Annotated in this window: 20 protein-coding genes and 3 pseudogenes; 15 read left to right on the top strand and 8 right to left on the bottom strand. The window is 58.3% G+C overall.

What is annotated here, in order from left to right; translation table 11 throughout:
* The first annotated feature begins 426 nt into the window (after window positions 1-426).
* The gene (locus tag ACZ1J6_RS24545; protein ID WP_465128338.1) at window positions 427-1794 is read left to right on the top strand and encodes a CoA transferase; all 1368 of its coding nucleotides are present in this window, start codon (window positions 427-429) and stop codon (window positions 1792-1794) included.
* An 83-nt stretch (window positions 1795-1877) separates the two neighbouring features.
* On the opposite strand, the gene ACZ1J6_RS24540 is transcribed toward ACZ1J6_RS24545, so the two are convergent.
* Both ACZ1J6_RS24540 and dctA read right to left on the bottom strand, forming a co-directional pair.
* A complete protein-coding gene (locus tag ACZ1J6_RS24540; protein WP_465128337.1) occupies window positions 1878-3338 on the bottom strand; it encodes a carbohydrate porin in 1461 nt (486 codons plus the stop codon).
* A 67-nt stretch (window positions 3339-3405) separates the two neighbouring features.
* Window positions 3406-4719, bottom strand: a complete 1314-nt coding sequence (dctA, locus tag ACZ1J6_RS24535; RefSeq protein ID WP_465128336.1) for a C4-dicarboxylate transporter DctA — start codon at window positions 4717-4719, stop codon at window positions 3406-3408.
* 301 nt (window positions 4720-5020) lie between these two features.
* On the opposite strand from dctA, the gene ACZ1J6_RS24530 reads away from it, so the two are divergent.
* Window positions 5021-6295 carry a LysR family transcriptional regulator gene (locus ACZ1J6_RS24530; protein ID WP_465128335.1) on the top strand — a complete coding sequence of 425 codons (1275 nt, stop codon included), beginning with the start codon at window positions 5021-5023 and terminating at the stop codon, window positions 6293-6295.
* 873 nt (window positions 6296-7168) lie between these two features.
* Here ACZ1J6_RS24530 and chrA read toward each other — a convergent pair.
* Complete coding sequence (gene chrA / locus ACZ1J6_RS24525) at window positions 7169-8362, bottom strand: chromate efflux transporter (protein ID WP_465128334.1); 1194 nt, start codon at window positions 8360-8362, stop codon at window positions 7169-7171.
* Window positions 8363-8885: 523 nt separating this feature from the next.
* Between chrA and ACZ1J6_RS24520 the strand changes: the two genes are divergently transcribed.
* Complete coding sequence (locus ACZ1J6_RS24520; protein WP_465128333.1) at window positions 8886-9662, top strand: hypothetical protein; 777 nt, start codon at window positions 8886-8888, stop codon at window positions 9660-9662.
* Between the two features lie 986 nt (window positions 9663-10648).
* Complete coding sequence (locus tag ACZ1J6_RS24515) at window positions 10649-11104, top strand: hypothetical protein (RefSeq protein WP_132268993.1); 456 nt, start codon at window positions 10649-10651, stop codon at window positions 11102-11104.
* A 684-nt stretch (window positions 11105-11788) separates the two neighbouring features.
* Here the strand turns inward: ACZ1J6_RS24515 and ACZ1J6_RS24510 are convergent.
* Window positions 11789-12169: pseudogene (locus ACZ1J6_RS24510) on the bottom strand (transposase); the annotation flags it as partial.
* A gap of 308 nt (window positions 12170-12477) precedes the next feature.
* On the opposite strand from ACZ1J6_RS24510, the gene ACZ1J6_RS24505 reads away from it, so the two are divergent.
* Together ACZ1J6_RS24505 and ACZ1J6_RS24500 are read left to right on the top strand one after the other, a co-directional pair.
* Window positions 12478-13152, top strand: a complete 675-nt coding sequence (locus tag ACZ1J6_RS24505; RefSeq protein ID WP_132270628.1) for a DUF6088 family protein — start codon at window positions 12478-12480, stop codon at window positions 13150-13152.
* A pseudogene (locus ACZ1J6_RS24500) lies at window positions 13152-14202 on the top strand (nucleotidyl transferase AbiEii/AbiGii toxin family protein). Before ACZ1J6_RS24505 ends, ACZ1J6_RS24500 begins: the two are co-directional and overlap by 1 nt.
* Window positions 14203-14865: 663 nt before the next feature.
* On the opposite strand, the gene ACZ1J6_RS24495 reads toward ACZ1J6_RS24500, so the two are convergent.
* Window positions 14866-15048 carry a hypothetical protein gene (locus ACZ1J6_RS24495; protein WP_132270602.1) on the bottom strand — a complete coding sequence of 61 codons (183 nt, stop codon included), beginning with the start codon at window positions 15046-15048 and terminating at the stop codon, window positions 14866-14868.
* Window positions 15049-15656: 608 nt separating this feature from the next.
* Here ACZ1J6_RS24495 and ACZ1J6_RS24490 point away from each other — a divergent pair.
* Entirely contained in the window at window positions 15657-15971 is a 315-nt protein-coding gene (locus tag ACZ1J6_RS24490) for a cold-shock protein (RefSeq protein ID WP_465128332.1), read from the top strand.
* Window positions 15972-16949: 978 nt separating this feature from the next.
* On the opposite strand, the gene ACZ1J6_RS24485 is transcribed toward ACZ1J6_RS24490, so the two are convergent.
* The gene (locus tag ACZ1J6_RS24485) at window positions 16950-17099 is read right to left on the bottom strand and encodes a hypothetical protein (RefSeq protein WP_465128331.1); all 150 of its coding nucleotides are present in this window, start codon (window positions 17097-17099) and stop codon (window positions 16950-16952) included.
* 351 nt (window positions 17100-17450) lie between these two features.
* Here ACZ1J6_RS24485 and ligD point away from each other — a divergent pair, with 351 nt between their 5' ends.
* The 4 genes from ligD to ACZ1J6_RS24465 are packed head-to-tail and all read left to right on the top strand — an operon-like array spanning window position 17451 to window position 20441.
* Window positions 17451-19136: a DNA ligase D gene (gene ligD, locus ACZ1J6_RS24480; RefSeq protein WP_465128330.1), complete on the top strand. Its 1686-nt coding sequence runs from the start codon at window positions 17451-17453 to the stop codon at window positions 19134-19136.
* Entirely contained in the window at window positions 19133-19942 is an 810-nt protein-coding gene (gene xth / locus ACZ1J6_RS24475) for an exodeoxyribonuclease III (RefSeq protein WP_465128329.1), read from the top strand. The genes ligD and xth overlap by 4 nt, the downstream gene beginning before the upstream one ends.
* Window positions 19939-20184, top strand: coding sequence for a cupin domain-containing protein (locus ACZ1J6_RS24470; protein WP_207913194.1), 246 nt, complete (start codon window positions 19939-19941; stop codon window positions 20182-20184). Before xth ends, ACZ1J6_RS24470 begins: the two co-directional genes overlap by 4 nt.
* Window positions 20185-20234: 50 nt before the next feature.
* Window positions 20235-20441 carry a hypothetical protein gene (locus ACZ1J6_RS24465; RefSeq protein ID WP_465128328.1) on the top strand — a complete coding sequence of 69 codons (207 nt, stop codon included), beginning with the start codon at window positions 20235-20237 and terminating at the stop codon, window positions 20439-20441.
* Between the two features lie 1319 nt (window positions 20442-21760).
* Here ACZ1J6_RS24465 and ACZ1J6_RS24460 read toward each other — a convergent pair.
* On the bottom strand, window positions 21761-22132 hold the full coding sequence (locus ACZ1J6_RS24460; RefSeq protein WP_465128327.1) for a DUF6950 family protein: 372 nt from the start codon (window positions 22130-22132) through the stop codon (window positions 21761-21763).
* A 139-nt stretch (window positions 22133-22271) separates the two neighbouring features.
* Between ACZ1J6_RS24460 and ACZ1J6_RS24455 the strand changes: the two are divergent.
* The 4 genes and pseudogenes from ACZ1J6_RS24455 to ACZ1J6_RS24440 all read left to right on the top strand — a co-directional run.
* Window positions 22272-22610, top strand: a pseudogene (locus ACZ1J6_RS24455) (DUF2213 domain-containing protein); the annotation flags it as partial.
* Between the two features lie 88 nt (window positions 22611-22698).
* Window positions 22699-23028: a major capsid family protein gene (locus tag ACZ1J6_RS24450; RefSeq protein WP_465128326.1), complete on the top strand. Its 330-nt coding sequence runs from the start codon at window positions 22699-22701 to the stop codon at window positions 23026-23028.
* 67 nt (window positions 23029-23095) lie between these two features.
* A complete protein-coding gene (locus ACZ1J6_RS24445; protein WP_465128325.1) occupies window positions 23096-23464 on the top strand; it encodes a hypothetical protein in 369 nt (122 codons plus the stop codon).
* Window positions 23465-24140: 676 nt separating this feature from the next.
* Window positions 24141-24305, top strand: a complete 165-nt coding sequence (locus ACZ1J6_RS24440; protein WP_165921594.1) for a hypothetical protein — start codon at window positions 24141-24143, stop codon at window positions 24303-24305.
* A 751-nt stretch (window positions 24306-25056) separates the two neighbouring features.
* Here the strand turns inward: ACZ1J6_RS24440 and lysC are convergent.
* On the bottom strand, window positions 25057-25299 hold the full coding sequence (lysC, locus tag ACZ1J6_RS24435) for an Rz1-like lysis system protein LysC (protein WP_465128853.1): 243 nt from the start codon (window positions 25297-25299) through the stop codon (window positions 25057-25059).
* Window positions 25300-25442 lie beyond the last annotated feature (143 nt).

Raw genomic sequence — 25442 nt, 5'->3', positions numbered from 1 at the left:
CCAGTCACTCGGCCCGCAGCGCGCGGCGGAAGGGGCGCCGCATCTGTCATATATTTGCCCAGGTCTGGGCTGCGATCATTCGCAAGCAGGCCTACATGTGGATCAAACTGCATGAACCCATTCGGCGATCCATAGCGTTCGATAGCTGGGAGCTTTGCTGAGTATTCCCTTTCCCAGGACTGTGCAGATAGGTTCTGCCATTGAAACGCTCGCAATCATGGTTGACCACGAATGGTCAGGGGAGGGGGTATCATCCATCCTGGCATCTCTTGGCAAAACTTGCGCCCCCGGGGTCTCCGCTCGCAAAAGGGAAGCGTGGATCTCTTTTTGCTCATAGAATGTGCAGAAAATTCACGTTCGTCCGCCGCACAGCAGCACATGTAATCTGGTAGGAGCGCATTCAACGTTACCGAGACAAGGCCGTACATGATTGCATCGGAAATCCAACAGGCCCTCGGCACAAGCATCGCTGCGGACATAATCGGCGATGTAAGCTTCGCATCCTGTTACGCGGTCAGTGATCTTCTCAGTGCCTCGATCGGTGCGGTCGGAAGTGCTGCGAGCGCGCTCCTGTCATCGCTTGGATTAGCGCCGTCACCTCCTGCTGTTCGGGTCGATCGACGCTTGGCATTGCTATGGTCAAGTCGATCAGTCCATCCCATTGGATGGGAGCTACCGCCAGTCTGGGATATTATTGCGGGGGACTATCGGGCGCGTGATGGCTGGATAAAACTGCACACCAATTTACCGCATCATCGCGGTGCGGCGCTCAAAGTCCTCGGGGTTGGACCCGATCGCGCAAACGTCGCCTCGGCTGTGGCGCGGTGGGATGCCGAAGCCCTTGAAACCGCGATTGTCCTTGAGGGCGGCGTGGCCGCCATGATGCGTTCGCGTGCGCAATGGACTTCGCATCCTCAAGGAATTGCCATAGCTTCCGAACCGCTTGTATCCTGGCGCGCAGAAGCTTCGGCATCAATCGATAGCTGGCACGGGACGCGGGCCAGACCCCTGGCAGGTCTGCGGGTCCTGGACCTCACCAGGGTGATAGCCGGTCCGGTCGCCACTCGCACATTGGCCGGTCTCGGGGCGACAGTCCTGCGGATCGATCCTCCGCTATGGGAGGAGCCAAACATCGTTCCAGATGTGACGCTCGGAAAGTGCTGCGCCAATTTGCGTCTGGACACGTCTGAGGGCCTCCATGCGCTGAAGGACCTTCTTGCAAGCGCGCACGTGCTTGTTCATGGGTATCGACCAGGCGCCTTGGATGGGCTTGGACTCGGCGCCAGTGTGCGTCGGCAGCTCAATCCCTCTCTCGTCGAGGTTGCGCTTGATGCATATGGCTGGACTGGGCCTTGGTCGCAGCGCAGAGGTTTCGACAGCCTGGTCCAGATGAGCAGCGGAATAGCCGAGGCGGGAATGACGTGGCGAGGGCGCGCCGAACCGACGCCGCTTCCTGTTCAGGCGCTCGACCATGCGACTGGGTATCTCATGGCTGCGGCGGCGTTGATGGGTCTGGACAGGGCGATCCAGGGACAAGAAATAGCCTCGGCCCGTCTATCCCTCGCCCGTACAGGGGATTTGCTTACCCGTCATCCGGCGGTTGCGCAGGGCAATCTGGGCTTGCAACCCGACGACGCTGATTTCTTCCCCGCGATCGAGCATACGGTTTGGGGAGATGCGCGGCGGCTTCGCTCGCCGCTCGATATCGGAGGGACGAGGCTGGCCTGGACAACGCCCGCAGTCGAACTCGGGACCTCTATCGCGAGGTGGCCGATGGAGGGCGGGCCCTCCTGATTAACGGGCTTGTGTGATTCGCATGGGAAAGGCCAAGCTCGCCGGAATCGGTGGAGATCCGAAGAGCTTGGCCCTCTTAGCGGTTACTTCCCAAAGAACTGCGCGAGCTTGAGATCGAGCCGGACGCCGAGAACCAGGGCATTGGGAATGTCGGTCTTGCGGCTGGTAGCGTAAATTGGATCCGGATTTATTGCATACTGGATATTCGGCATTATCCGAAGGCCCGGAAGCGCCGCGAACCCGTAATTGAGCTCGGCGATGATTTCATTGGATTTCGGAGAACCTTTGCCACCTGCCTTAGCGCGAAGATCTCGCAAATAAGCAATCTGTTGACCGCTGAAATGGGTGTTCGATACGATGAAGCCGATGGTGTCAGCATCACGGTAACGGAAAGTCCCGGTTTTTACAAATCCGGCGGAGGCAAACCAGTCCAACTGCTGGGTATTGCCGACATTTAGAAATGCGCGGGCAAATAGTGCCAGATTGCGTTTACTGGACCCGGAGGCGCGCAGCACCGTCTGATCCAGCAGGCCGTAGATCCCGACGCGGTTGCCATCCAAGCCCGTGCGGGGGAGTCCGGTTTGGGCCGCAGACCCATGGTTCGCGTCGTAGTACGGGCTCTGTCCCCCATCTGTATTCAGGTAGAAACCCACTTTGTACAAACCTGGAAACCGGGACTTTTTTGCATCGCTTTCGTATCCGAATTCCCCGGCAATAAGCGTACCCGAGCCTTTCCCGAGAGCGAAGTCGAGCCCTGCTTTTCCTTTGAGGTTCAAGTCGTTGTTGTAATCAAAGACACCGATTTGGAAGTAGGCTTCCTTGGAGAATGAATACTGCACCTTTGCCGCCCAGGATGAGTTTGGGAATGCTGTAATTCCGATGTCACTGATGCCGCCATATGCGGTCAGGCATGACGTGTTCGTCATGAACAAACAGTTCAATGGCGAGTTGTTAAAATAGCTGTTCACCGCCGCGCGTCCGACAACGACGTTCAAGCGTCCGAAATCGCGCTCGATATTGAACTGCGTCAACCGTGGTCCCGGGACGGGGCGCCAAGTTTGCTGAAAACTGATCGAGTTGCCGATGTAGCTGCGTCCCAGACTTTCTCCGCTGAACCACGCGCCTTGCACATGCAGCTTCGTGTCAGACCAGCCCAGTGCTTTTTCGAGGTCCACGTTCGCGGCTGCACTCACCCAGTGGGATTCTGCAAACCCGTTGCGATTTCCGCCGATGGGATTGCCGGCGATGTTACCGACAAAATCGAGAGAAAGGTCTATTCCTTTCGTCTTCAGGGCGCGCAATTGCTTCCCGATTATATTGTCTTTTTGCAAGCGCTCAAATTTGGACGGTTGAGGTGCAGACGAACCGTCCTGCACCGCAGTAACTTCTACATCCCGATCCGCTTCCTGAGAAACCGCAGGTCGGTAGGACCCAGCGGGCAAGGAGGTTGCAAGGGACGGCTCTGATGCGGCCGTCTGGGCAGCAGCTGCGGGGGAATAGACCTGCAAGGCCAGTACGAGGGCCAAGGCTCGGCTAATGGACATGCGACTCTCCACACCCGGCCGCGTCGTTGCGCGGCCGGTCTTCTGATTGGATAGGTATTGACTTCGGTTAGTGGGCGATGCCCAAGCGTTGACGGGCTGCTTTGGTGCCCACGGCCGCAGCCAACGTGTGCTCGTCGAGCTTGCCTTCCCACTTCGCGATCACGATCGTTGCAACCGTGTTTCCAACGAGGTTTACGAACGTCAGGCCTTCCGCGAGGATCCGGTGGATACCCAAAATCAGAGCAATGCTTGCAACTGGGATCGTTCCGGTCGTGTTCAGTGTCGCGGCCAGGACGACAAAGGCTGCGCCGGCGACCCCGGCTGCGCCCTTCGAGGTAAGCAGCAATACCGCGATCAGTCCAAGCTCGTGCCACATGGTGAGGTGCGTATTTGTCGCCTGGGCGAGGAATACGGCAACGGTCGTCAGATAAAGGCAAGTACCGTCAAGGTTGAACGAATAGCCGGCCGGCACGACGAAGCCGACGACGCTTTCATCGCAGCCAAGCGCACGCAGTTTTTGGATGATGCGGGGCAGCACGGTTTCGGTCGAGGTCGTCGCGGCAACAATGACGATCTCATCCCAGATGTAGCCCAGCAGGCGAAGGAGGTTTACGCCGCACCACCAGGTGATTGCGCCCATTACGATCGCGGTGAATGCGGCGCAGATCACGAAGAATTCGAGGATCAATTCTCCGAGAGAGAGAAGCGAGGCCGTCCCAAACTGCCCGACCGTAAACGCGATCGCGCCAAATGCGCCGAGAGGGGCGAAGTACATGATGTAGCCGATGATCCGGAAAAGCCCCTGGGAGGCGCTCTCGATTACTTCCATGACCGGCTTGGAGCGCGCACCGCCAGCGGCCATCGCAAGGCCGAACAGGACTGCAACCAGAAGGACCTGGAGAACGTGGCCCTCCGTCAGGGCACCGGGAAATGTATCCGGGATGATGGCCATGAGATAGGCAGAGATCGACTGGTCATGCGCTGTTGCGACATATCCCTGGATGGACGCCGTATCGATCGAGGCCGGATCGATGTTCATGCCAACGCCTGGCTGCCACAAATTCACTCCGATGAGGCCGAAAACGAGCGCCAGGATGGTGATCGCCTCGAAATAAATGATGGATTTCAGAGCGACGCGGCCGACGCTCTTCATGTCGTTCATTCCGCCAATGCCGTGAACGACAGTGACGAAAACGATCGGACCGATCATCATCTTGATAAGTTTGATGAAGGCATCCCCCAGCGGCTTCATCGCAACGCCTGCCTGCGGTGCGAAATGGCCAAGCAGGATGCCGATCAGCGTGCCGGCGAGGACCTGGAACCATAATTGGCCGAAAATGCCAAAACGCCCTTTGGTCTTCTTCTCTTCCAATGCTTTCATGGCTTTTGTCTTGTCTCATGTTTGCGGCCCGTCATCTGCTCGGAGTAGAGCCTTGCGAGATGAGCGAACCCGACGTGAGAATGCCAAATTGACCGTACTGCGATAGCGAAGGGGAGGCGCACGCTGTCTGAAATCTGCCGCCCGTTGGCGTGACCCTCAGGTCATCCGTGCTTTCGTTACCATAAGTCCGAGACGCAATTTGATCGTATCCTCAACCCTTGTGTTGTCCTATCTACACGCTCTGTAGCGCCTTTCGGCAATGTGGAAATGCGAACCAACCATAAGCAATGCTGAAGTTCATATGATCGACCCAATGGGACTCAACCTGCGGCACCTGGACACGTTGGCTGTCGCGGCCCGTCTAGGGACCTTGAGTGCAGCGTCCAAGGAGCTGAACCTTTCGCAGCCTGCAGTCACCCAGGCCGTTGCCAGTCTCGAAGCCCAGCTCCGCCATACGCTGCTCGAGCGCCAGGTCACCGGTGTCCGTCCGACCAGGGCCGGATCCCAATTGATTGCCAGGGTGCATCGGGCCGTGGCTTATCTGGAGCGGGGCGGTCAGGCGCTACGACGAAGTGCCCGGTTGCCCGCATTGCCCCATATCTCCCGGCGGGTGACCCTCAATCAGCTGCGCGCCTTGCTCGCGGTCGATGAAGCGGGAAGTTTTGCGCTGGCCTCCGCAAGGACGCAGCTCTCCCAGCCTGCACTTCATCGCTCTGCGCGCGAGCTTGAAGAGCAGCTCGGCGTCCCCTTGCTGACGAGACAGGGGCGGACCGTCGTCAAGACACCGGCCGCCGCCCATTTCCTTCGTTACGTCAGCTTGGTCCGCGCGGAGCTTGAGGCCGGGGTCGATGAGCTTGAAGCATTGCGCTCTCAGGGAGGAGGGCGCCTGAGGATCGGCACGATGCCCGTCGCGCAGGCGGTCCTGCTGCCGCAATCGCTCGCGCGATTTGCGCGTTCGTATGGGGATGCGCATGTGAACATCGTCGAGGGCCCATATCCCGAACTGCTCAGTAGCCTGCGGCACGGTGAGCTCGACATCCTTGTCGGAGCTTTGCGAGATCCGTTGCCGGTTTCCGATGTCACGCAAGAGGGGGTTTTCTCGGATGATCCCGTAATTGTTGCTAGATCCGGCCATCCGCTCGCCCGGCGCCCATTCGGTTTTGAAAAGCTACTTGAATACCCCTGGGTAATTTCCGCCAGCGGGACGCCGGGCCGCCGGCGATGGGAAGAAATGTTCACATCCCATGGTTTCGAGCCGCCGAAGCTACGCATAGAATGCGGCTCGCTCCTGGTCATTCGCGGTTTGATGCTGGAGGGCGATTGGCTCACGCTTCTGTCGCCGGATCAGTTTCTGTTCGAGGCTCGCGCCGGACTGCTGACGCGCCTCGACGAACCGGGTTTGAAACTGCGCCGCCGCCTCGGCATCACGACGCGAAGCGACTGGCGTCCGACAGAATTGCAGGCAGCGTTCGTCGAAACCTTTCGAGAAGTCTGCCGGGAGTGGGGAGCGGAGAAAACTTCCGAGTATCAGCCGTTTCGCTATGGGGAGGGCGGTGCGATCCAATTGGGCGAGTGATGTCGAGCCGGTTGCCCATCGTGTAGGCTGCGGCCCATATGGCTGGTACAGCGCCGACAGGCGCGGGCTGATACGCGAGCCATAGTCACCGTGACCGTCCCACTGTGCGCTTCCCGCAAGGGTCAGCCTGTCTGCCAGCTTTTGCTCAATCTGAACGGAGAGCGAGGGCTCAGCGTAGCTATAGCCGAAGGAACAATATGTCCTTGAACGATAGTCGTCCACCTGGATGGCAGCGCCCGCCGGCCAAGTGGTCGCGCCAGCCTCTCCGCCAATCGATGCTTCCCCCGGCCCGGTCCTATGCCGGTCATTCTCAATGATGTCGCCAAAGCGATGGCGATGGGGCGGATCCACGCCTGATGTGTGCAGGTGAAACGTGCCGATACCTTCGAGCGGCGTCTCTGCCGTCAGGCCGACATCATATCGACGGATGCTCTGTGCCTGAACGAAAGGCTACCCATCCGGCGCGGTGGCGCCCGGCATCTCGCCCCCCTTTCACTGTTCGGCCATCGCGCCGACGGTCAGCAGCCCCCTCGCCCCGTCAGCGCACTCCTAGAAGGAGGGGGGCGAACGGCGAATCGCTCAAAACTGGGCATGTCCGCCCAACCATTATCGTGGAGGTCCTGGCGTCTCTGCCGATCAAAGCCTGATGTGATCGACGGGCTTAGCGTCTCGCTTATCGAGGCCCTTTATCGTAACGGCGCAGAATTCGGCTAATTGTTTCGCTGGGCCGTTGGCGGCATCGACCCTTTGTCGTCATTCAGACGTCAAAATTCTTTGTCCAGGTGCGGTCCGTCCGGGTTCCTACAACTCGCGGTCATTGATATCAACTGTAACTCATATGGCGACGAAAGCGTCCGCCGCATCCGTGCGGCTCTACCATAGTGAACTGGCGGCACCGACCAATGCGCCAAAGACCAGTATTGCCGGCGTCACCCACATTCCCTTCAAGCGCCATGCGGCGATCAAGGCGAAGCAAAACAGCGTCAACGCCATTGGCAGTGAGGGTACGCGCAACCACGCTGCTTCGCCTAGTTGTAGGAAGGTCGCGGCGATGATGCCGACCACTGCTGCCGCAACGCCTTCCAGTGCCTTTTGAAGCGCAGGATGATCGACGATCGCTTCCAACCGCTCATAAAAAATCAGCGAGAAAGCGAACGCAGGAAGGAACATCCCCGCCGTGATCGCAAGCGCGCCGGGCAGCGCGCCCGAAACATAGCCCACGAATGTTGCAAAAATCACGAGCGGGGCAGGAAGAATCCCTGCCAGCGCGATCCCGTCGAGAAAGGTGGCGTCGCTCAACCATCCACGGCCCACCGTGTCGGCGCGGACATAGGGAATTGCGGTGTAGGCACCGCCAAATGTCAGCAGTCCGCCCTTTAGGCCGGCAATGAAGAGGGCAATGACTGTTGACGGCTCATGAGAGATAGTGAGGGCCGCTTGTCCGCCAGGAAGCATATAGAGACAGGCGGCGAGGCCCGCGGTGAAGATAGCTACGGCAATGGCCAGATAAGGCCTTTGCGCAAAGGCATAAATTGCCGCGGCTGCGATGAGCGGCAACCAAAACGGCATATTAGTCAGCGTGAGCAGTGCGCTAATCAAGGCGATCGCCCATGTAAGACGATCTATAAGGATATGTTCGCCGATCCGGAAAACGGCGCGCAGAATGATCGCGAGTACAGCGATCTGGACGCCCAGAAGCGGCCCGCTCCACAGTCCGTGTCCCGCTATCCAAGTGACATAGATCCAGCCAGCGAGCAGCATCAAGGCGAAACCGGGCAGCATGAAGCCCAGCCCCGCCAAAAGCCCGCCAATCCGGCCCCGCGCAACGATGCCGAAGTGTACGCAGAGTTCGTGGGCTTCAGGTCCTGGGAGCACTTGCAGAATCGCGAGCAGCTTGTTGAAGCGGGAGCGGTCAATCCACCGCTCCTCCTCGACCAGTGCCTCACGCAGCATGGCAATCTGGGCTACAGGCCCGCCAAAGGCGAGGAAGCCAAAACGAAGAAATTTCAGAAAAAGTGCGGAAAGGCTGATCGACGGGGGGTGCTTGCCAGTAGCCGTGTAATCCATAAACGCTCCTTGGCCGCAGGCGCGGCGAATGGAGCGGACTTGGACGGATGCCGTCTAATCGGGCGCCCGCACTGCCCGATAAAAACTTATCGTTGAATGTAGATGCCGCGTCAATGGTCGCATCTCAAACCAATTTTGCCTTTCCTCCGTGCATTTGAGGACGGCAAAAATGCCGTACGATGTGGCGTCCGGCCCAGGTCTGAACTTCCCTTTGGGGCCGCTCGGTCGCAGATTTTTGAGTTCCAACTCCGAGCGGCTTGGCTTTTCTTGCCAATGCCCTTGCTGAATGCCGCCCCGACGATGCCTCTTACGATACGCCAACGGTCATTGGAAAAAAGCGCTCTAGGATGATTGCGGCTCATCCTCCATAAACGTCGTAGGATATTGCTGTGGAGAGCATTCAACCCCTTACTCATAATATTTACTATGATGGCGCTCGTCACGTCCATCTGAATAGCTTTTACATGAACGGGAGAATACTGTAATATTTTGCCGTGGCAGATTCAAGCTACGGGACGGTGGGATGGATTCAGCAATTTTGAGACAGCGGTTCTTCGTAGCCGAGACGCGCTTTTTTGCGATCACTGCAATCGTCATGGCGCTCATTAATGTTGGCGCGTTCTCGTTCTTTGCAGTGATGGGCATATCGTCGTTTCGTGCTCCAGTTTCGGTGCATATCCACGCCATATTGTTCATGGGTTGGGTCTTGCTGTTCGTCTCGCAGGTGTCACTCGCCGCGACCGGATCGATAAGGCTTCATCGCAAATTAGGTTGGCTAGCCCTTGGCTGGGCTCTGGCCATGGTGGTCGTCGGCACACTTTCGACGGTATGGAGCGCCCAAAAGGCGGCAGTGCCATTCTTCTTCCTACCCGCGCAGTTTTTGCTGATGAACCCGCTCAGTGTAATGCTGTTTGCGGCATTATTGATCGGTGCCGTGTTAAAGCGGCGCGACCGTGAGTGGCATCCACGCTTGGTCATATGCGGCATGGCGGCTATCATGGGTCCCTCATTTGGAAGGCTGCTGCCGGCCCCGCTGTTCATGTATTCGATGCTGACGGCAGTCTTCGTTGGCATGATCGCGTTCCCGGTGGCGGGCATCGTGCGGGACAAGCGGCGCTACGGAAAGGTGCATCCGGCCTGGTGGTGGGGCCTTACTTCACTTCTGCTTCTACAATTAGCCACTGAGACGTTGGGCCGCAGTAGGTTCGCTGCATCCATCTATGAGCATGCGGTGATCGGGACGCCCGGTGCGCTTGTCCCACCGCTTGTCTACCAGTCCCCGCCGTTCCCAACTTCTTAATGGTAGTGTAGCTGGCCATGAGGACTAAGCCCCTCGAAATTGACGTGCCGTCTTGGCCGTTCCGTTATCGAATTTCTGCTCCCAAGCGCGGTCCATCCGTTTAGCCATTCATGGGCTTCGATGAGAGCCGATTCCAGAATTTCGGGCTGCTCGGGAAAGCGTAGAAAGTTGCCCGTCCGGTAATTGCACGTGCATGTGATCGGCCCAAAGGCCGGGAGCGACTCCAAGCTATAAGCAAAATTTAACACGCAATACGCGGTAAAGCGCACATGCGCGCGGGCACGATGCCTGCGCACGCAATAAAAATGAGCATAATACAGCGATCTAATTTTTCCGTGCGCGCGACGGCTTTTATTGCGCTTATAACAAGCCTTCCATTGAAATATAAATTTCGTTCCCTACATACCTATAATCGCTGGTATCGGAAAATAAGCACCGGCGGCTGAGAGACCATAGTGCTCCCGCTTGTAAGAAGGGGTGTTGTCATGGATCTCAACCATCAGTATTTCGAACACCAGTTATCGCTTATGCGCGCAAGCGCTGCTGGAACGAGTCTTGCAAGAACGCGTCATCTCGCCGCAGCCGGCATTAGGGCGTATCGGATCAGCAACCATCAGTTCGGCATTGGTGCATGCGCAGCAGACGGCTGGGTCAGAACCTCGCACAACCTTGACTTGTAGCCTGATTGAGATCTGAGGATCGCATCATAGCCGTCTGCTCAACGTTGATCTCCCGCAGGCAAACGTCGAACGGCAAAGCGGCGAGCACAACGTTTCAATCAGTAGGGGCGAGCCTCTTCCGAGGGGCGGCAGGCATTGTGTTTGCGTTAGGCCGGGAAGATGCCGAGGAGATGCGTTAGGTTTTCTCGGACAAGCTGATCGCGGACATCGTCCGGCAGTACATCTTTTAACGCGTACGAGGGCGGTGGTTATGACGAACGAACCCACCCAGCGTTACCTCGTGGCACTTGCGGAGTTGAATTTGCCATGACCCATCCGATGTTGCTTTTCTCCCTCAGCTCCAACGGCGACCAGTGGTATCTGGCCCGTGGAAACGGCACCGATAAAACCACGGTGGTGCATGAAGCGAACCGCTCATCAGGCGGCGCTATCTCGAAAATCTCGATTGAGGACTTCCTACGTGCAAATCCGCAAGCGCCTGAGCGGCAGGACTTCGTGAGTCTGGTCGCTGATCTGCTTGGTAACGAACTTGATGACAGCAAGGCCCGTGCGGAGGTTCTGCTGATACAACTTCGCGATGCGACCGAAGAAGACGCGGCGAACGCCTTGCTCGGCGCAAAAGTGCAACTGCCACTTACGACGCCTTACGAAGCCTTGGAATTTTACAACTGCATGGTGGACGTAGTGACGGGTCAGCGTGCCATTGACGTAAAGGAAGATGCTCATCGCATCCGTCCCGGTTTCGGCAGCACTCACGTGTAATTTAGGAACGCTGGATAACGCACATCGCCAGTGTTCGCTCATGAGAATTTTGAATGGCGGGCTGCAGGGCGCCAACATGCGCATCGCCGTCATAGGACCGGTGGCAAGCTATACGCTGGGAGCCATGGCTTTCTTGAGTCGCACGCTTAGAACCGGAGGGGATACAAGGTCCCACGAAATGTTGTTCAGGTTCATCCTTAATCGAGTGAAACGGCGGCCGCGATCAGGGAGCAGCCGAAACGACGAGGGTGCAACGTCCCGTTTGTGGGCTCTCGGCTTGAGAGAATGACCTCTCCCAGTCCGCGCTACAATACCGCCGCTCGCTCTTCAGAAACACACAGTGCTCGGACCATTTCGCGCAGCCAGCGATGTGCTGGATCGTTCTCGAAGCGCCGGTGCCAAGTGTGGAGCCGCGTCGTCTAATAGCGGCTCTCATGGCAAGGGCTTTCTCGGTTGCAGCGGCGATTGCCGGGATCACGGTCGTCTTCGCAGTCGATACAAGTCGCTGCATGATGGGTATTTCGCGGAGCGGCCTTTCCAATGTGCAGAAACGCACGCGCCAATTCGCCTGACGGTGCAACGCCATCTCACGGAATGGGCTACCTCACGCAATGGGCCACCTCCCGTCCCGGCAGGGACGCCTGGCCGCGCTTCTCTACCGCGCCGCCAGAAAAAAACTGGTAGTTACGCGGCGGCGTGCGGGTTGAATTTCTTCCCGGACTCTAACATGGGGTGCATGATAATGGCCAGCTTGCGCGCGACGGCAACCGCAGCTCGTTTGAATCCAAGTTTCTCACGAAGCCTCAGGCCCCGCGTTCTCAGATCACTTTCCGCGTGAGTTCGAGATAAGATTACCGAGGCTGCTTCATAAAGCAGAGCTCTCAGGTTCGCGTCGCCGCGCCTGGAAATATGATCATCATAGTCCACTTCGCCGGACTGGAAACGCCTGGTCGTAAGGCCCACCCACGCTCCAACGGAACGCGATCTGGCGAAATTGGCCGGATCCTCGATCGCTGTCGTGAAGGCGGTAGCGGTGGCCACACCTACCCCGGGGATGGTCATCACGTATTTCGGACAAAGCTCCAACCCGCCCAATGCCCCAGCTGACTCGAACGGCCCTGTCCATTCACGTCCAGCCTTTTCCACAAATCCAGATCTTGCTATGAATGTTTCAGGCGAGTTCGTAAGTTTATGATTTGGCGGTCAAATCAATCGCTTAGGCTGCCCGGACGAAAGCTCTTCTGAGTCAGTGTTCATCCATCATCGTTTCCATTCGTCCCGCCAGTTCCAACATGGCGCTGCGTTGCAACGCCGCCTGTTTCTCGCGTAATTTGTCAGAATTGCGTATACACGCTTCTGACAAAGGAGTGGCTATGCGTGGACCGGGCCTCGATCTCAAAAGTGCCATATCGGACCGAATGGTCTCCGGCGGCGCGCATTCAGTCTGGACGCCGCAGGATTTTCTCGATCTCGGTTCTCGCGATGCCGTCGACCAAGTGCTCCATCGAATGACACGCAATGGTGCCGCCCGCAGGATTGCCCGCGGCCTTTATGACAAGCCGAAACTTAACCCCCTTACAGGCAAGCCCACGCACCCCGATCCCCGGGCCGTCATCGATGCGCTGGCTCGCCGGGACCAGGCCCGTATGCTCGTCGATGGCGTAACCGCAGCCAACGATCTAGGACTATCCGATGCAGTCCCTGCTCGTATCGTCGTCCACACGGACGCAAGGTTGAACCCCGTCACGCTCGGCAACCTCAAGATCGATTTCAAAACCACTGCGCCAAGTCGGCTTCATTGGGCTGGGCGGCCAGCGATGCGGGTCGTTCAGGCCTTGCATTGGTTGCACGACGCCGGGGGCGATACCGATCCGGATGTTGCCAAGCGTCTGCGCAACATCTTCGCCCACCCCGATCACGGCGCCGACATCGTCAACGACCTCCAGGCCGATATGCTGACGCTCCCGCTCTGGATGCAAAATATCCTGCGCGATACGATGCCGGCTACCGCGTCAGCCAACCGTCTGATAACCAAGCGTGCATCATAATGAATCCCGCTTACGCCCAGTTCCTTACGGCCGACCCGGCGGATCGACGGGATGTGTTTATCGGCGCCGGGCAGCGGCTCGGCACTGCGCCCCAGAATATCGAGAAGGATTTCTGGGTTTGCTGGACCCTTGATGCGCTGTTCAACGGTCCGGCGTCCCACGGCCCGCGCTTCCTGTTCAAAGGGGGCACGTCACTGTCGAAGGGCTTCGGCCTGATCCAGCGTTTCTCCGAAGACATAGACATCACCGTGTTTCGCGAAGACATCGGCCAAGATGCAAGCGTCGAGGCGCTGGAGGAGATGTCCGGTAAGAAGCGACAGGCAAAGCTCGACGATCAAGGCGGCATGCCAGGCCTTCATAAGCAGAGACCTGATTGCCCAGCTATCGGAGACGCTGGTCAGTGCAGTCGGCGAGGGCATGGCGGGCGCGAAGGTCGAACTCGATCAGGACGATGAAAGCGCCCAGAGCCTTCTCCTGTGGTATCCAAGCGTGACCGCCGAGTCGGATGGCTACATCCGCAAAGCCGTCAAAATCGAATCCGGGGCAAAATCCGCTCTTGATCCTCACGCCCGGCATAGCGTCGTTCCCTATTTCGCCGACGATCTACCAGCCCTCGATCTGACAGTCGCCAACGTGACTATCGTCGACGCGGAACGCACTTTCTGGGACAAGGTCGTCATTTTGCATGGCCTCCGCCGTTGGTTCGATGCCCGTCAAGTTCTGCGTGTGGGCGACCAACGTGTCTCGCGACATTATTACGACGTGCACCAACTGATGATCGCCGGAGCGGGCGCTTCAGCGATGGCTGACCCAGACCTAGGCAGGGATTGCGTCGCGCACGCCCGTATGTTCTTCAACAGCCGCGACCTCGATCTTGCCCATGCAGAGCCCGGCAGCTTCTCCATGATGCCGACCGATGCGATGATCGCTGACCTCCGTCGCGACTATGCTGCTATGGCGGGCATGATCTTCGGCGATGTGCCGGACTTCGATGCCATCCTCGCGACCGTCGATACGCTCCAGCGCTCATTGAATGAGTCAGCCGCCTAATTAACACCCATGGCGTTCCTCTTGTTCGAAATTCGTAAATGTATTCCTGACATGAGCAGCCGGATGTCTGAAGGACTCGAACCATCCCGTCATGCGGGCATAAGCTCGTTCAACGGCGTGCAGAAACCCAAAGATTAAATGGTATAGTAAGACCTCACGATAACTTTCCGATGCCTTCATTAGCGTCGGCCTCGCACCGGCTTCCGGCTAGGTGTGCTTGTCTTGACCGAAACGGATGGCTCGCTCGCCATTTCCTTTCTGCGAGGTGCACGCAAAGGCGGTGCAACGCCGAAGCCTTCAGTGCCGGCCTTGGCTTCCTCATGGAATCCGGGTTCAGGTGCCGATCGCGTGGTGATCCTAAAGAGGTCTGGAATTTCCCGGCCACGCATGTGATTATCGCCGCACTGGATCGCAGATGTCCGGGACATAGGAATCATGAGGTGCGTATAGATGCGTGAACGAAGGGCGCTGGCGCGTCGTACCCCGATATCGAATCGGGCCGGACAAACGCTCCTACGGGTCGCCGTCGTTGCCTTGACGATCCTGATCGCTGTCTATGCCGCGGCGAATGTCGTGCATATCGAAAAACATCCGAGCGTGGCTGCCGTCAAGCGGTAAGCTGCGACATCAGAGCTCGGTCTGGGGCGGCTGCCGTGTAAAGGCTCAGTTGCGAAAGAACGGTATCGGAAGCGACGTAACCCGGCCTGCCGATCTGCGCCGTAAGCGATCGGCATCAGCGGCCTTTTGCTGCGCTTTTGCCAAGCTGTCCGTCTCGCAGATCTCGTCCTCAAGCCCGCGCGACGCCAAATCATGGCGCATTCCATCACGGCTATCCAGCTCGCGCATCGATTTCTCCTAGTTGGCAAGCGATATTTCAGGTGTATTTGCGCTCATTCCGTTGGCTGCCCCTATCGGTAATAACACGGATTTTCAGATTTGTGAAAGCTCTGTGAGAAGATGTGCCGGTTTCTATTATGGGGAACGATTAGGTATTGGCGCTTTTTGAACTTGGGTTGCTCCGTCATGTTTTACTCCGGGAAACACGACAGGGTTTTCGAATTTCGAGAGCGCCCCGGTATCCAGGGTATTATGGCAGCGCTGTTCCAGCGCCCAAATGGACACGGCGCGGATGTGCGGTGATGTCACCCTAGACGCGGTTCGGAGCAACCGGTGCCGGTGGCGGTCAGCGGCCCGGTCCGCCGAAAATCCAACCGGCTCTTCCTGCTGTTGTTTGCGGCGCCGACCGGCCCTTTTTTCCTCGCCTGCCGGGGGAGGCTCCTCGCGGCCAATTCCGGTCCTGCGCTTCGCTACGGCCTGGCGGTTCGGGTGCCCGCTGAAACCGTTCCTCAAGGTCTGCCTATCGCCCGGAAATGGCTCTGCGAGGAGCACCGCCAGCTGAAGCCAAAAGGAGTTGCTGCGCGCCGACCAAGTACAAAACAACTTAGTGTTCATAAGTGAACACTAAGTTGTTTCATTTCGAGAAATCTGAAAAGTTAACTGCGTTGACCCTCTGGCTATCCTCGCGCAATGGATTGCTACGAATTGTTCGGGGGGCAATAATGCCAACGGGTCGTGTAGCATTCTTCAATGCTGCGAAAGGATATGGCTTTATCTCGCCGGATAATGGCGGGGGTGACTGCTTTGTTCATGCCGATGCGCTGGGAGCTTCCGGCCTCACCAATCTTGTTGCAGGCGAGGCGGTGGCTTACCAAGTGCTGACGGCGCGGAACGGCAAGCGATCTGCTGTCAATTTAAGCCGTTTGGGCTGATAGCATTCCGTCACGGGGGCGAGCATGCTACCGATCATCGGAAGCAGTTATATCGGGTCTCAGGGAGCAGCGAAGCATTTCTGAAATGACCAGAAAGGGCTCGCGGGATCGAAGGTGGAACGCGGCTGCGCCGGGACCGCCAGTCGCGCCATTTCCGCCGCAAATTCCCGTTTGACGCTCTCTCCGCCGCCGCTTTCGGAGTAGCTTGTAGTCAGGTCTCGCGCGGGGAATATCGCGGGCAATCGCAGGGTTCATTCATAGCAGATCCCCGGTGGGGGCGGCGGCTTCGTGCCGGGCGTTGCAGGTGTCCACGGCACATAACCACGGGGCTTGAAGATGTCCTGTTCGAGCGAGGCGAGGTGTTCTCATTCCTGTGCGCTAATGGTCCCAGCCGGCGATGCCCCGCTCCTGCTGGCAATAGACATGACCGCGGAAGCTAACGGTTTCTTCTCGATCTGCACCCTTGGCATGGCCAGCATGCGGTAAGGTTCTTCAAGCAGCATTTGCCATGCTTCCCCTTGTTCACCGGCTAGGTTCTCGGCGGGTCCGACACCGGCCTCGGTCAGCAGTTTCCTTTCAAAATCACTCTGCCGTTTATGCGCCGCCTCCAGAGCCGAGCGCTGTTCCCGAGAGCTGTTCGGAGCTGGAACGGAGGCGGGCGCGGCTACTGGTATCGCCAGGGCAAAAGAGGAAAGAAGAACCTTCGTCTGACAAACTGGTGGAGGCTACGTCGATAGCAAATCGGACCGAGTTTCGAGTGAACTCGAGAGGGGGGTCAGAATCGGCTAAACGCGTTTCCTACCGTGCCTGACCGGGGAATTGTGCTCCAAATCGAGTGTCCCTTGAGGGCGGACGGTGCTGTCCAGCGCAACGTGACAGGGATATCATGGAACTGTCGAGCAACATTGACCGGGCGTAGCTTGCAAAGCGCGGCTCCCCCTTCCTCAATACCGGCCAGGCAGCGGCCTATCTCAAGATTTAAGCCGCCTTTTGAAGCAGCTTCGCCGTAAGGGCGGACCGATCGCCGTCGAGCACTTCAATACGGGTCATCGCCATGCCGATCTCGTGCAGGGCGGCATGGACGATCAAGGCAAAAATCTCGTGAGCGCGCGCGAATACATTGCTCATGGGTTTCGCGACAGGCTGCCGAGATCGTGTCCCTCGAACTGGGGCCTCATACCGAGCATGAGATCGCAGTGGGGCTCAGCGGTTCTGCGGCCCGCGATCCGTCTTGTCATCTGCTATTTCTCTTCTCCTTCATTTGTGACCTAAGTCGGCGACGCCTCGGTCCAGATGCAGTTTCCACGATCGATGAGACTCATAGCGGCGGACGGCAAGCCGAGCCCGAAACGCGATGGAGCGAGTCGGTCGCTCCCGCACTTTTGTTGTTATGACGAACATCGGCCTTTCATCATGGCGCGAGTGATCCCAGCGTGCAGGAAAGCAGCTTCGACTAGCAGTGCTCCGCCCGTTCGTGCGGTGAAGCTCGCAACGCTGGCGGACACCGTTCCTGCTGGCAAGCGCTGGCTGCACGAGATGAAATATGATGGTTACGGCGTGCTGCTGAGCGTCGGCGGCGGCGAGGCGGTGGTGCTCGATACCGAGGGTCGCTCCAGCTTTCAGGTGCTGCAGAATGCACTGAAAAGCGCGCCCGCCTCGATCGACTATTTCGCGTTCAACCAACTGGAGTCCGATGGCGAGGACCTGACCCAGCTGGCACTGACCGAGCGCAAGCCGGAGCTCGCGAAGATCCTCCCTCAGGGTAAGTCGCGTTTTCCCTATTCGGATCACATTGCGGGCAATGGTGAGAACTTGCTAAACCAGTTCCGCGCCGCGTGCCTCGAGGGAGTCATCTCCAAGCCGGCCGATGGCCGGTACGTCGGCTCGCGATCGGGAGGCTGGCTCACTACCAAATGTATCAAGCGTCAGGAATTCGTCGTGGTCGGATGGACGCCGTCGGACAAGTCGCGGCTTTTCCGATCGCTGATCCTGGGCGTCTCCGAGGATGGAGTGCTCCGTTACGCCGGCAAGGTCGGCACCGGTTTCGACAACCAGGAGATCATCGGCCTGATGGTGGTCATGGCACCGCTCGAACAGGAGGCGCCGGCGGTGAAGGCGCCGCGCGCAGAGGTTCGTGGGGCGCACTGGCTGCGACCCAAGCGGGTGGCGGAGATCGCGTTTAGCGAGATGACCAATGTGGGAACGCTCCGGCATCCCTTCTATCTGGGTCTACACGAAGACAAGAAGCACGAGGCGGTAGTGATGGAAACGGAGGCGCCGGTGAAGGCGGCGACGATACCGGCCAGGTCGGTCGTCATCAGCAACCCCGACCGCGTCATCTTTCCCGAGGGCAAGATGAGTAAGGGCGAGCTGGCGGATTACTACGCGCAAGTTGCTCCGATCATGCTGCCCTGGGCTGGATCCGGACCCATCAGTCTTGTGCGCTGCCTCCAGGGCCGCGCTAAAAAATGCTTCTTCCAGAAGCATGACGCGGGCAGTTTCCGAGATGCCGTGCGGCATGTCGCGATTCGTAAAAAGGACGGGCATGATGAGCCCTATCTCTTCCTCGACACAGCAGAGGGTCTGTTCACTTGTGTGCAGATGGGCACAATCAAGTTTCATGGGTGGGGTTCGAGGATTGAAGACGTGAAGAAGGCTGACCGCCTCGTCTTCGATCTCGATCCCGATGTCGGCCTCGATTTCGAGAATGTGCGCAGTGCCGCCTTCCAGTTTTGCGACATCCTCAAGACCCTGGGCCTCGAGACCTTTCCGATGCTGACCGGCGGCAAGGGCGTGCATGAGATTGCGCCGCTGGTCTCGGAGGCGGAGTGGCTGGAAGTGAAGGACCTTGCGCATCGGCTGGCGCAGGCAGTTGCCAAGAGCGACCCCGAGCATTTCACCGCCGCCTTGCCAAAAGTGCAGCGCAAGGGCCGCATATTCGTCGATTATCTTCGCAACCAGCGCGGGACGACGGCGGTCATGCCCTTTGCGGTCCGCGTGCGTGAAGGCGCACCGGTCGCAGTACCGATCACCTGGAAGGAAATGGAGATGATCGACAAGCCATCGCACTGGAGCATCCGCGATGGTACCGATCTGGTAAAGCGGGCCGGCTCGAAGGCGCTCAGCGGTTGGGGGCGCGCCGACCAGACCTTGCCCGACCTATGAAAATCGCCAGCTACAATGTGAATGGCGTAAATGGCCGGTTGCCGGTGCTGCTGCGCTGGCTCGAGGAAGCAGAACCCGATGTGGTTGTGCTCCAGGAGTTGAAAGCGCCGCAGGAGAAGTTTCCGGAAAGTGCCATTCGCGACCTTGGCTATGATGTCATCTGGCATGGACAAAAGTCGTGGAATGGGGTCGCGCTGCTAAGCCGCGTCGGCCATATCCACGAGACGCGGCGCGGACTTCCGGACGATCCTGACCTGGGTCAGAGCCGCTATATCGAGGCGGCAGTCAACGGCATCCTGGTTGGCGGGCTCTATCTCCCCAATGGCAATCCGCGGCCCGGCCCCAAGTTCGAGTACAAGCTGCGCTGGTTCGACCGGCTGATCGAGCATGCCGCCGGGCTGCTGGAGAGTGGGTTGCCGGTGATCCTGGCGGGTGACTTCAATGTCATTCCGACCGATCTGGACGTCTACAAGCCGGAGCGGTGGCTTGATGATGCGTTGTTCGCACCCGAAGTGAAGGCGGCCTACTTCCGGCTGCTGGACCAAGGTTGGATCGATGCCCTGCGTACGCTGCATCCGGGTGCAGTGATCTACACGTTCTGGGACTATTTTCGGAACGCCTATGGCCGCAATGCCGGCCTGCGCATCGATCATCTGCTCCTCAGCCCCGCGCTCGCCGACCGGTTGCTCGATGCGCAAGTCGACAGCCATGTGCGCAGTTGGGAAAAGACCAGCGACCATGCACCTGTCTGGATCGAGTTGGCCGACAAGCCGAAACGAAAGCGAGCCCGGAAAGCGAAGTCGTGATGAAGATCGAGAGCTTCCTGCTCAGCGAGAAGGGCTGGGTACCGAATAATTCGCGGCTGCCGGTAGTCTTCTACCGCGGGGCACTGGTTGGTGATGCTAATGGACTGGCGGACCAGTTCGAGGCCCTGTTCGAAGGTCACGGTGGGTCCCCGGACTGGCGCGACAGCGTGTTCGATTATCACCACTATCATTCGATCGCATATGAGGCTTTGGGTTTCTTTGCAGGCGAGGCGACGCTTTAGCTTGGCGGGCCAGGTGGGCGCAACGTTTCTGTAACAGCTGGCGATGCGCCATGCTGCCGACGGCGACCGGTCACCGCGCGGTCTCTGCGAGCCAGGATTTTCAAGTCGTGGGGCCTAACCGCAGGGGCCGGAAAGATTGGCGCTTTCCGCGTGGCGGCGATATCGAGGCGGCAAGAAAATGGCTTCAGGATAGCAGCGCCCGCGGCGATGATTGGGAAGCGCTGGAGGATGCAGAACTGGATTATCAAGCCGTATGAGGCTTGAACGTTTTCGCATCGCCACATTCAAGGGTTCCCGCGCGGCGGTGCGGCGTCAGCACAGGCCAAGCTATTTGCTGGCAATTGTGCGCATGCCGCTCCGCACCTACCAACGTGATAGAAGCAGCCGCTGCGGCAGCGCGGATGGACGCGCCCTTATGGGCTGAAGAGGGGGCGGACGCGTGGGGGCGTTTGCCAGCCGGTGTCGAACCCGGTCCGCAGCTACACTACGGCGACTTCACGCGAGGTTCCGATGCGCCTTCTATTGAAAGAGGCCGCCCCTCGCGGAAAGGGCGACCTCTATAACCGGGGGGCACCGATTACCCAGCAACTTTAGATAGCTGACCGTGATCAGCTCAATATCTCGATGGGATTTTTGCTTTGCCTCTTTAGTATGCAAAGAGACCAACAGGAGGGGATCGGCGCTTAGCCGCCCTAATGCCGAGTGCCTTCCTTCGATCCTGAAACCCGAGCTCTGACGCGCCTGAAACCTGGTAAAACCAGAACGTCGTCCAGATCCATCTCTGTTTCCTACACAAACGTAAGTCAAAGGCCGTTCTTATCCGGGATGACCAATGCGCAAATGTCACGCGCACCTTCAAAAATGGAAAAATCCAACGTCTCCATTTCTGGAGGGTTCAAAGCGAAGACTAGCTTTCGCTGATTGTGAATATGCATGTTTGAAGGCTATATAGAGCATGAGCCCGGTAAATCATTAGATTGATTTTGAATGCGATAGCGAGTGCGAAAAAACCCGAAACACCCAAATGGGTATTCCGGGTGAGGTGTTGGGTCGCGATACGCCGGAGCGTATCTGATGATCAGCCGGAAGGGAGGAAGGTGACCAACCGAATCACGCGAAGCTTGCGATGGCGCTGATGATTTTGCGAATGAAAAATGCTGTCATCCCGGCATCAGCAATACTTACTGTCTAGTGGACGGTTGGAGCTTCGGCGTCAGGCGATCTGATTGCATTGAGCTTCGCGGCGCACTTCTCGAAGCCGTCCTTATAGAGGTTCCGGCTCGTCATGATGCCGTGACCATATCCACGTCGTTCACCGTACAGCGGCTTATCAGCCCTGCCGGGATGCCTTGGTAAGCCGGCGGGGACGGCGCCGAGGTGACCTCACATTTTGTGGAGCAGGCGGCGCAGGTCAGCAGGGATCGGGCGAGACCGATATTCCTTAACCTCGGCATTGATTGCCTCCATTGCTTGAGCTGCGTTGCTGCGGCGGTGTTGTGCTGTTCGATGAGGGAAGCTTGTGCTGAAGCCGTAGGACGTTCCTTTGCTCAAGAGCGCGGAGGCGGTCCTGCTCCGCTTATCGCGTAGACCAGCCCTTATTTGCGACCGCGAGATCGCCATCCCGTCCGTCCAAGGTCTCGATCTGATCGTGCTGCCGCTGGATGTGAAGATAACCGATCGGCTTCGGGGGCAGGAGGGTGTCGAACGTGACCTTGAGATCGGCAACGCTGCTGCGCTTGAGCGCGCGGGCCGGCTCGGCCGGAGAGGAGTATTTGCCACGGAAGGGGGCCGCTATGTCTTCGCCGGTCATGGCAAGCACAGCATCGGCCGCGACTAGGGCGCAGTCGGTCTGCACCATACCATCACGGCCGGCCGCTATCTCGACCGTTTCGAACGCCGTGACGGGCCGTGTGCCATAACGGCGCCAATCATTGGCAATTAGCCTCAATTACGGCAAAGGCAGTCGATGTTCCTTCGTAAATTGATCGCGGCTGCCATCATTCTCCTGCTCGTCGCCGCCGTTGTCATCGTATGTGTCATATCGATGGCCTCGGAAAGCGGCACTGCTGACGCGTTTTTCAAACCGCATGCCAACGCGACTCGTAGTAACTAAGCTAACGCGGTACTGGCGCCGTGAGGCGGATGACCCGACGGCGGTGAAACCATGCCTCGCGCGCGAATACTGTGCGGGGCATGTGCAGCGCTGCGACACCCTCGACGCTGCCACGACTGCCCGCATTTGCGCGGACGGCAGCTTTGTTGCCGAAGTCCGTGGTGCTCGCGTCGGCGTCCAAACATATCTTCCTGACGAAGCCGGAGCCCCTAAAGATTTCAAGGGCTCGGTCGTTCGCGCTTATCGCCCGGAAAATGAAGTTTTCAGCCGCAATAGCATGGCGCCGTTCGCGGCGACCGTTTTCACTATCAATAACCCGCCGAGTTGGTCGACTCTCGTCATTAGGACACCTTGCTGCTACCGGACACGGCCCTCGATTACATGGTCGGCACCCCTACGGCGTGACGAAACCGAACCAGACCATCATGCAGTACATCGCGGCGAACAACGAATACACCCGCCGCACCGGAAAGCAGCTCAAGATCCGTTCGTTCGACGAACTGAAGAACAGGGCCAGCGCGGACATTCCCGGCGGCGGTCGAGCGGTTGCCTCCCGCTATGACGCGAACATGCTAAAGCCCTGGATGCCGATGCCGTATCGCTTCCTGCCGGTCTACCAGGACGGTCTGCCGAACTTCACGGTCCCGGGCATCGCCCGCACCGGGCCGCCGGACGTCATGTGCCCGAACGCCATCAGCTACGGCGGCGCAGCTACCCCCGCTCCGGCCTGATCGGGCAAGGCCTGAACGAGATGAGGTCCGTCTTTAACCGGGCGGACCTTTTCGTTGAAGACGATAGATGCACGAAAACAAGAACGTGACCAATTTGCCCTACCAACTTGAAACACTGGACGGGCCGACGCGGCTTCCAGTGATGGGGTCCTTGCCCGGCCGCTTCGGCCCGGTGTATCTAGAGTCTTTGCCCGGGATTGACCTTTACCAGGTGCGCGAGGTGGAAGAGCTAAAGGCGGCGCTGCCGGGGCGCAAAGCAGGTGCCGACCTTACCAAGCAAACCGAAACGCTGAAGAAGCCCGTCAAGCCACCCGGGGCGTCAGCGACATACAGGGCCGGCTCGCATCGTCGTGGCGGCCCAAAGTCGTTAAAATCGAGAGCGTCAACCCCATTGACTTACAAAACCCAAAAGTTCCCGCAAGCCAATCTCTATTAATTTCCAAATATCGGTCAATTTGATCTCTTGCGATCTATGCTAGATAGGCCCAATTTGCACATGCGACCCGATGGGAAATTTAGTCATAACTTTCCTATCATAACTTACCCGACCCAATTATTTGGGCCGGGTATTTTTTGCTATCTTGTGATCTGGCGAGGGCGCGTACTGATAAAATCAAGGTGCAAAAATTCCATTTGCAACCGTCATAACTGGTTCTATAAATGACACTTAATCCTTCGGGTCGCACGAAGGGCTCCGGTGAGTACCTTAGGCACACTGGCGCAAACCTGTCAGCTCGAAGGGGTAAGGTGCGGGCGGTTTTCCCTGCACTTTGAACCATGGCTCACGCTCGCCTCCCGCTAGCCCAATTCAAAGCAGTTTACGCCGAGTTCTCCAGGCTGGACCAAAGAACCGTATGCCGCATGGGCCGCGAGGGCCGAGGCGTACGTCGGCCAGAGCTATGGCGAGGAACAGCAGGACGCGGCCGAGCTGCCGACTCGGACCTGCTGGCCGTAAATGGCGTAGGCTTGTCGCAGGGTACCTAAGTTCACGAGGGACAGGATCGCGGGCTAAGCGCCATTGATATTTGGTTCCTCCGTTTTACATATTTTAATCAGAAAATTCCCCGAATTTGCTATTGAGATCGAACGAAGGAATCGATTGAGGAGGCTTAGTGGTCGAGATTAATCATCTTCATGCCCTGCTTGCCGCGATCGTTCTCGGCATCGGGCTGGTTTCCGTAGGAATCTTGGCAGATGGGGTAATTGGCCGGCAGGTCCGCAGGGCTGTGGCTGCGCTCGGCTGCTGTGTAATTCTTTTGAGCGTCGTCGCGTTCTGATCATAAGAAAAGAGCCCGCCCCTCACAAAAAGGAACGGCCTCGGGGCGACGTGCCGAGGGGTCTAATTGGCCACCGCAACGAGCTAACATTCAGCAAGGGCTATGGTTCCGTGGTCGGTGCAGGTCTGCGCCGGCGTCGGGCCGGCTCCTCGCTGGCAATTATGCGCATGCCGGTTTGCACCTACCAACTTGATATATAATTAGCAGCCGCGGCAGCGCGGAGGGACGCGCCCTCATAGGCTCAGCAGAGGGGGTGGACGCATGGGTGTTCGCCAGCCGGTGTCGAGCCCGGCCTTCAGCTAACTATTGTTCTGATTTTTGAAGGGCCGTTCTCCCGAGTGGAGAACGACCCTTCCGGTAAATGCGCCGGAGGCACGGGTGGATACTCTTCGCGGCGCGATCTACCGCATCAGCAGAGATGAGGGGCCGCCCTCAATTGCCGTCACGATGGCCCCTCTGAAACAGTCAAGGGATTACGGCCCTGATCCGATACCAGCAGCTAAGACAGGTTTAAAGGCTGGAGTTGCATGCCCGCCTGTACGGCGTCACAGCGTCCAGACAATGGCGCTCCCCTAAGCTTTTGGCTTGGAAAAGGCCCCGGGGCGCACTCGAGGTCGCGCTCCGGGGCCAGGTTGCATTCCAAGCGCAAAAGCACGCTAGGGGAGGTCAGCGGCACGGCAGGAAGCGCGCAGCCAGCCTATCGTCCGAGGAATAGCAAACAAATGTGAAAGTCTTCTTGAAGCTGGGCGCACTAGTTTGTGACTGCGCGAGACCTCGCTATCGCGTCATGTTCCCGAATTGCATCCACTTCAGCCGCGCACTTCTCGAACCCCTCCTTGTAGCTTTTCCTGCTCGTGACGATGTCCCCGGTCGTGACCATATCGACGTTGTGTACCGTGCAGCGGCTCATCAGTCCGGCCGGACTGCCTAGGTAAGCCGGCAGGGGCGGCGCCGAGGCGACCTCACTTTTTGTCGAGCAGGCGGCGCAGGTCAGCAGAACGAAAATCCGCGCGCGCTAAGCTCGCCCTCGCTGAGTAAGGCTTGTGGCATTTTCAGCTTTGAACAGGAGAAGGTGTAGAGAGCCACTTGTATTTTAGGACAGTGCCATACGCTACTCCCGCCATCCCCTCGAGCTCT

The organism is Novosphingobium sp. BL-S-21 (assembly GCF_055521655.1).
This window is presented reverse-complemented; position numbering and strand designations above follow the sequence as displayed.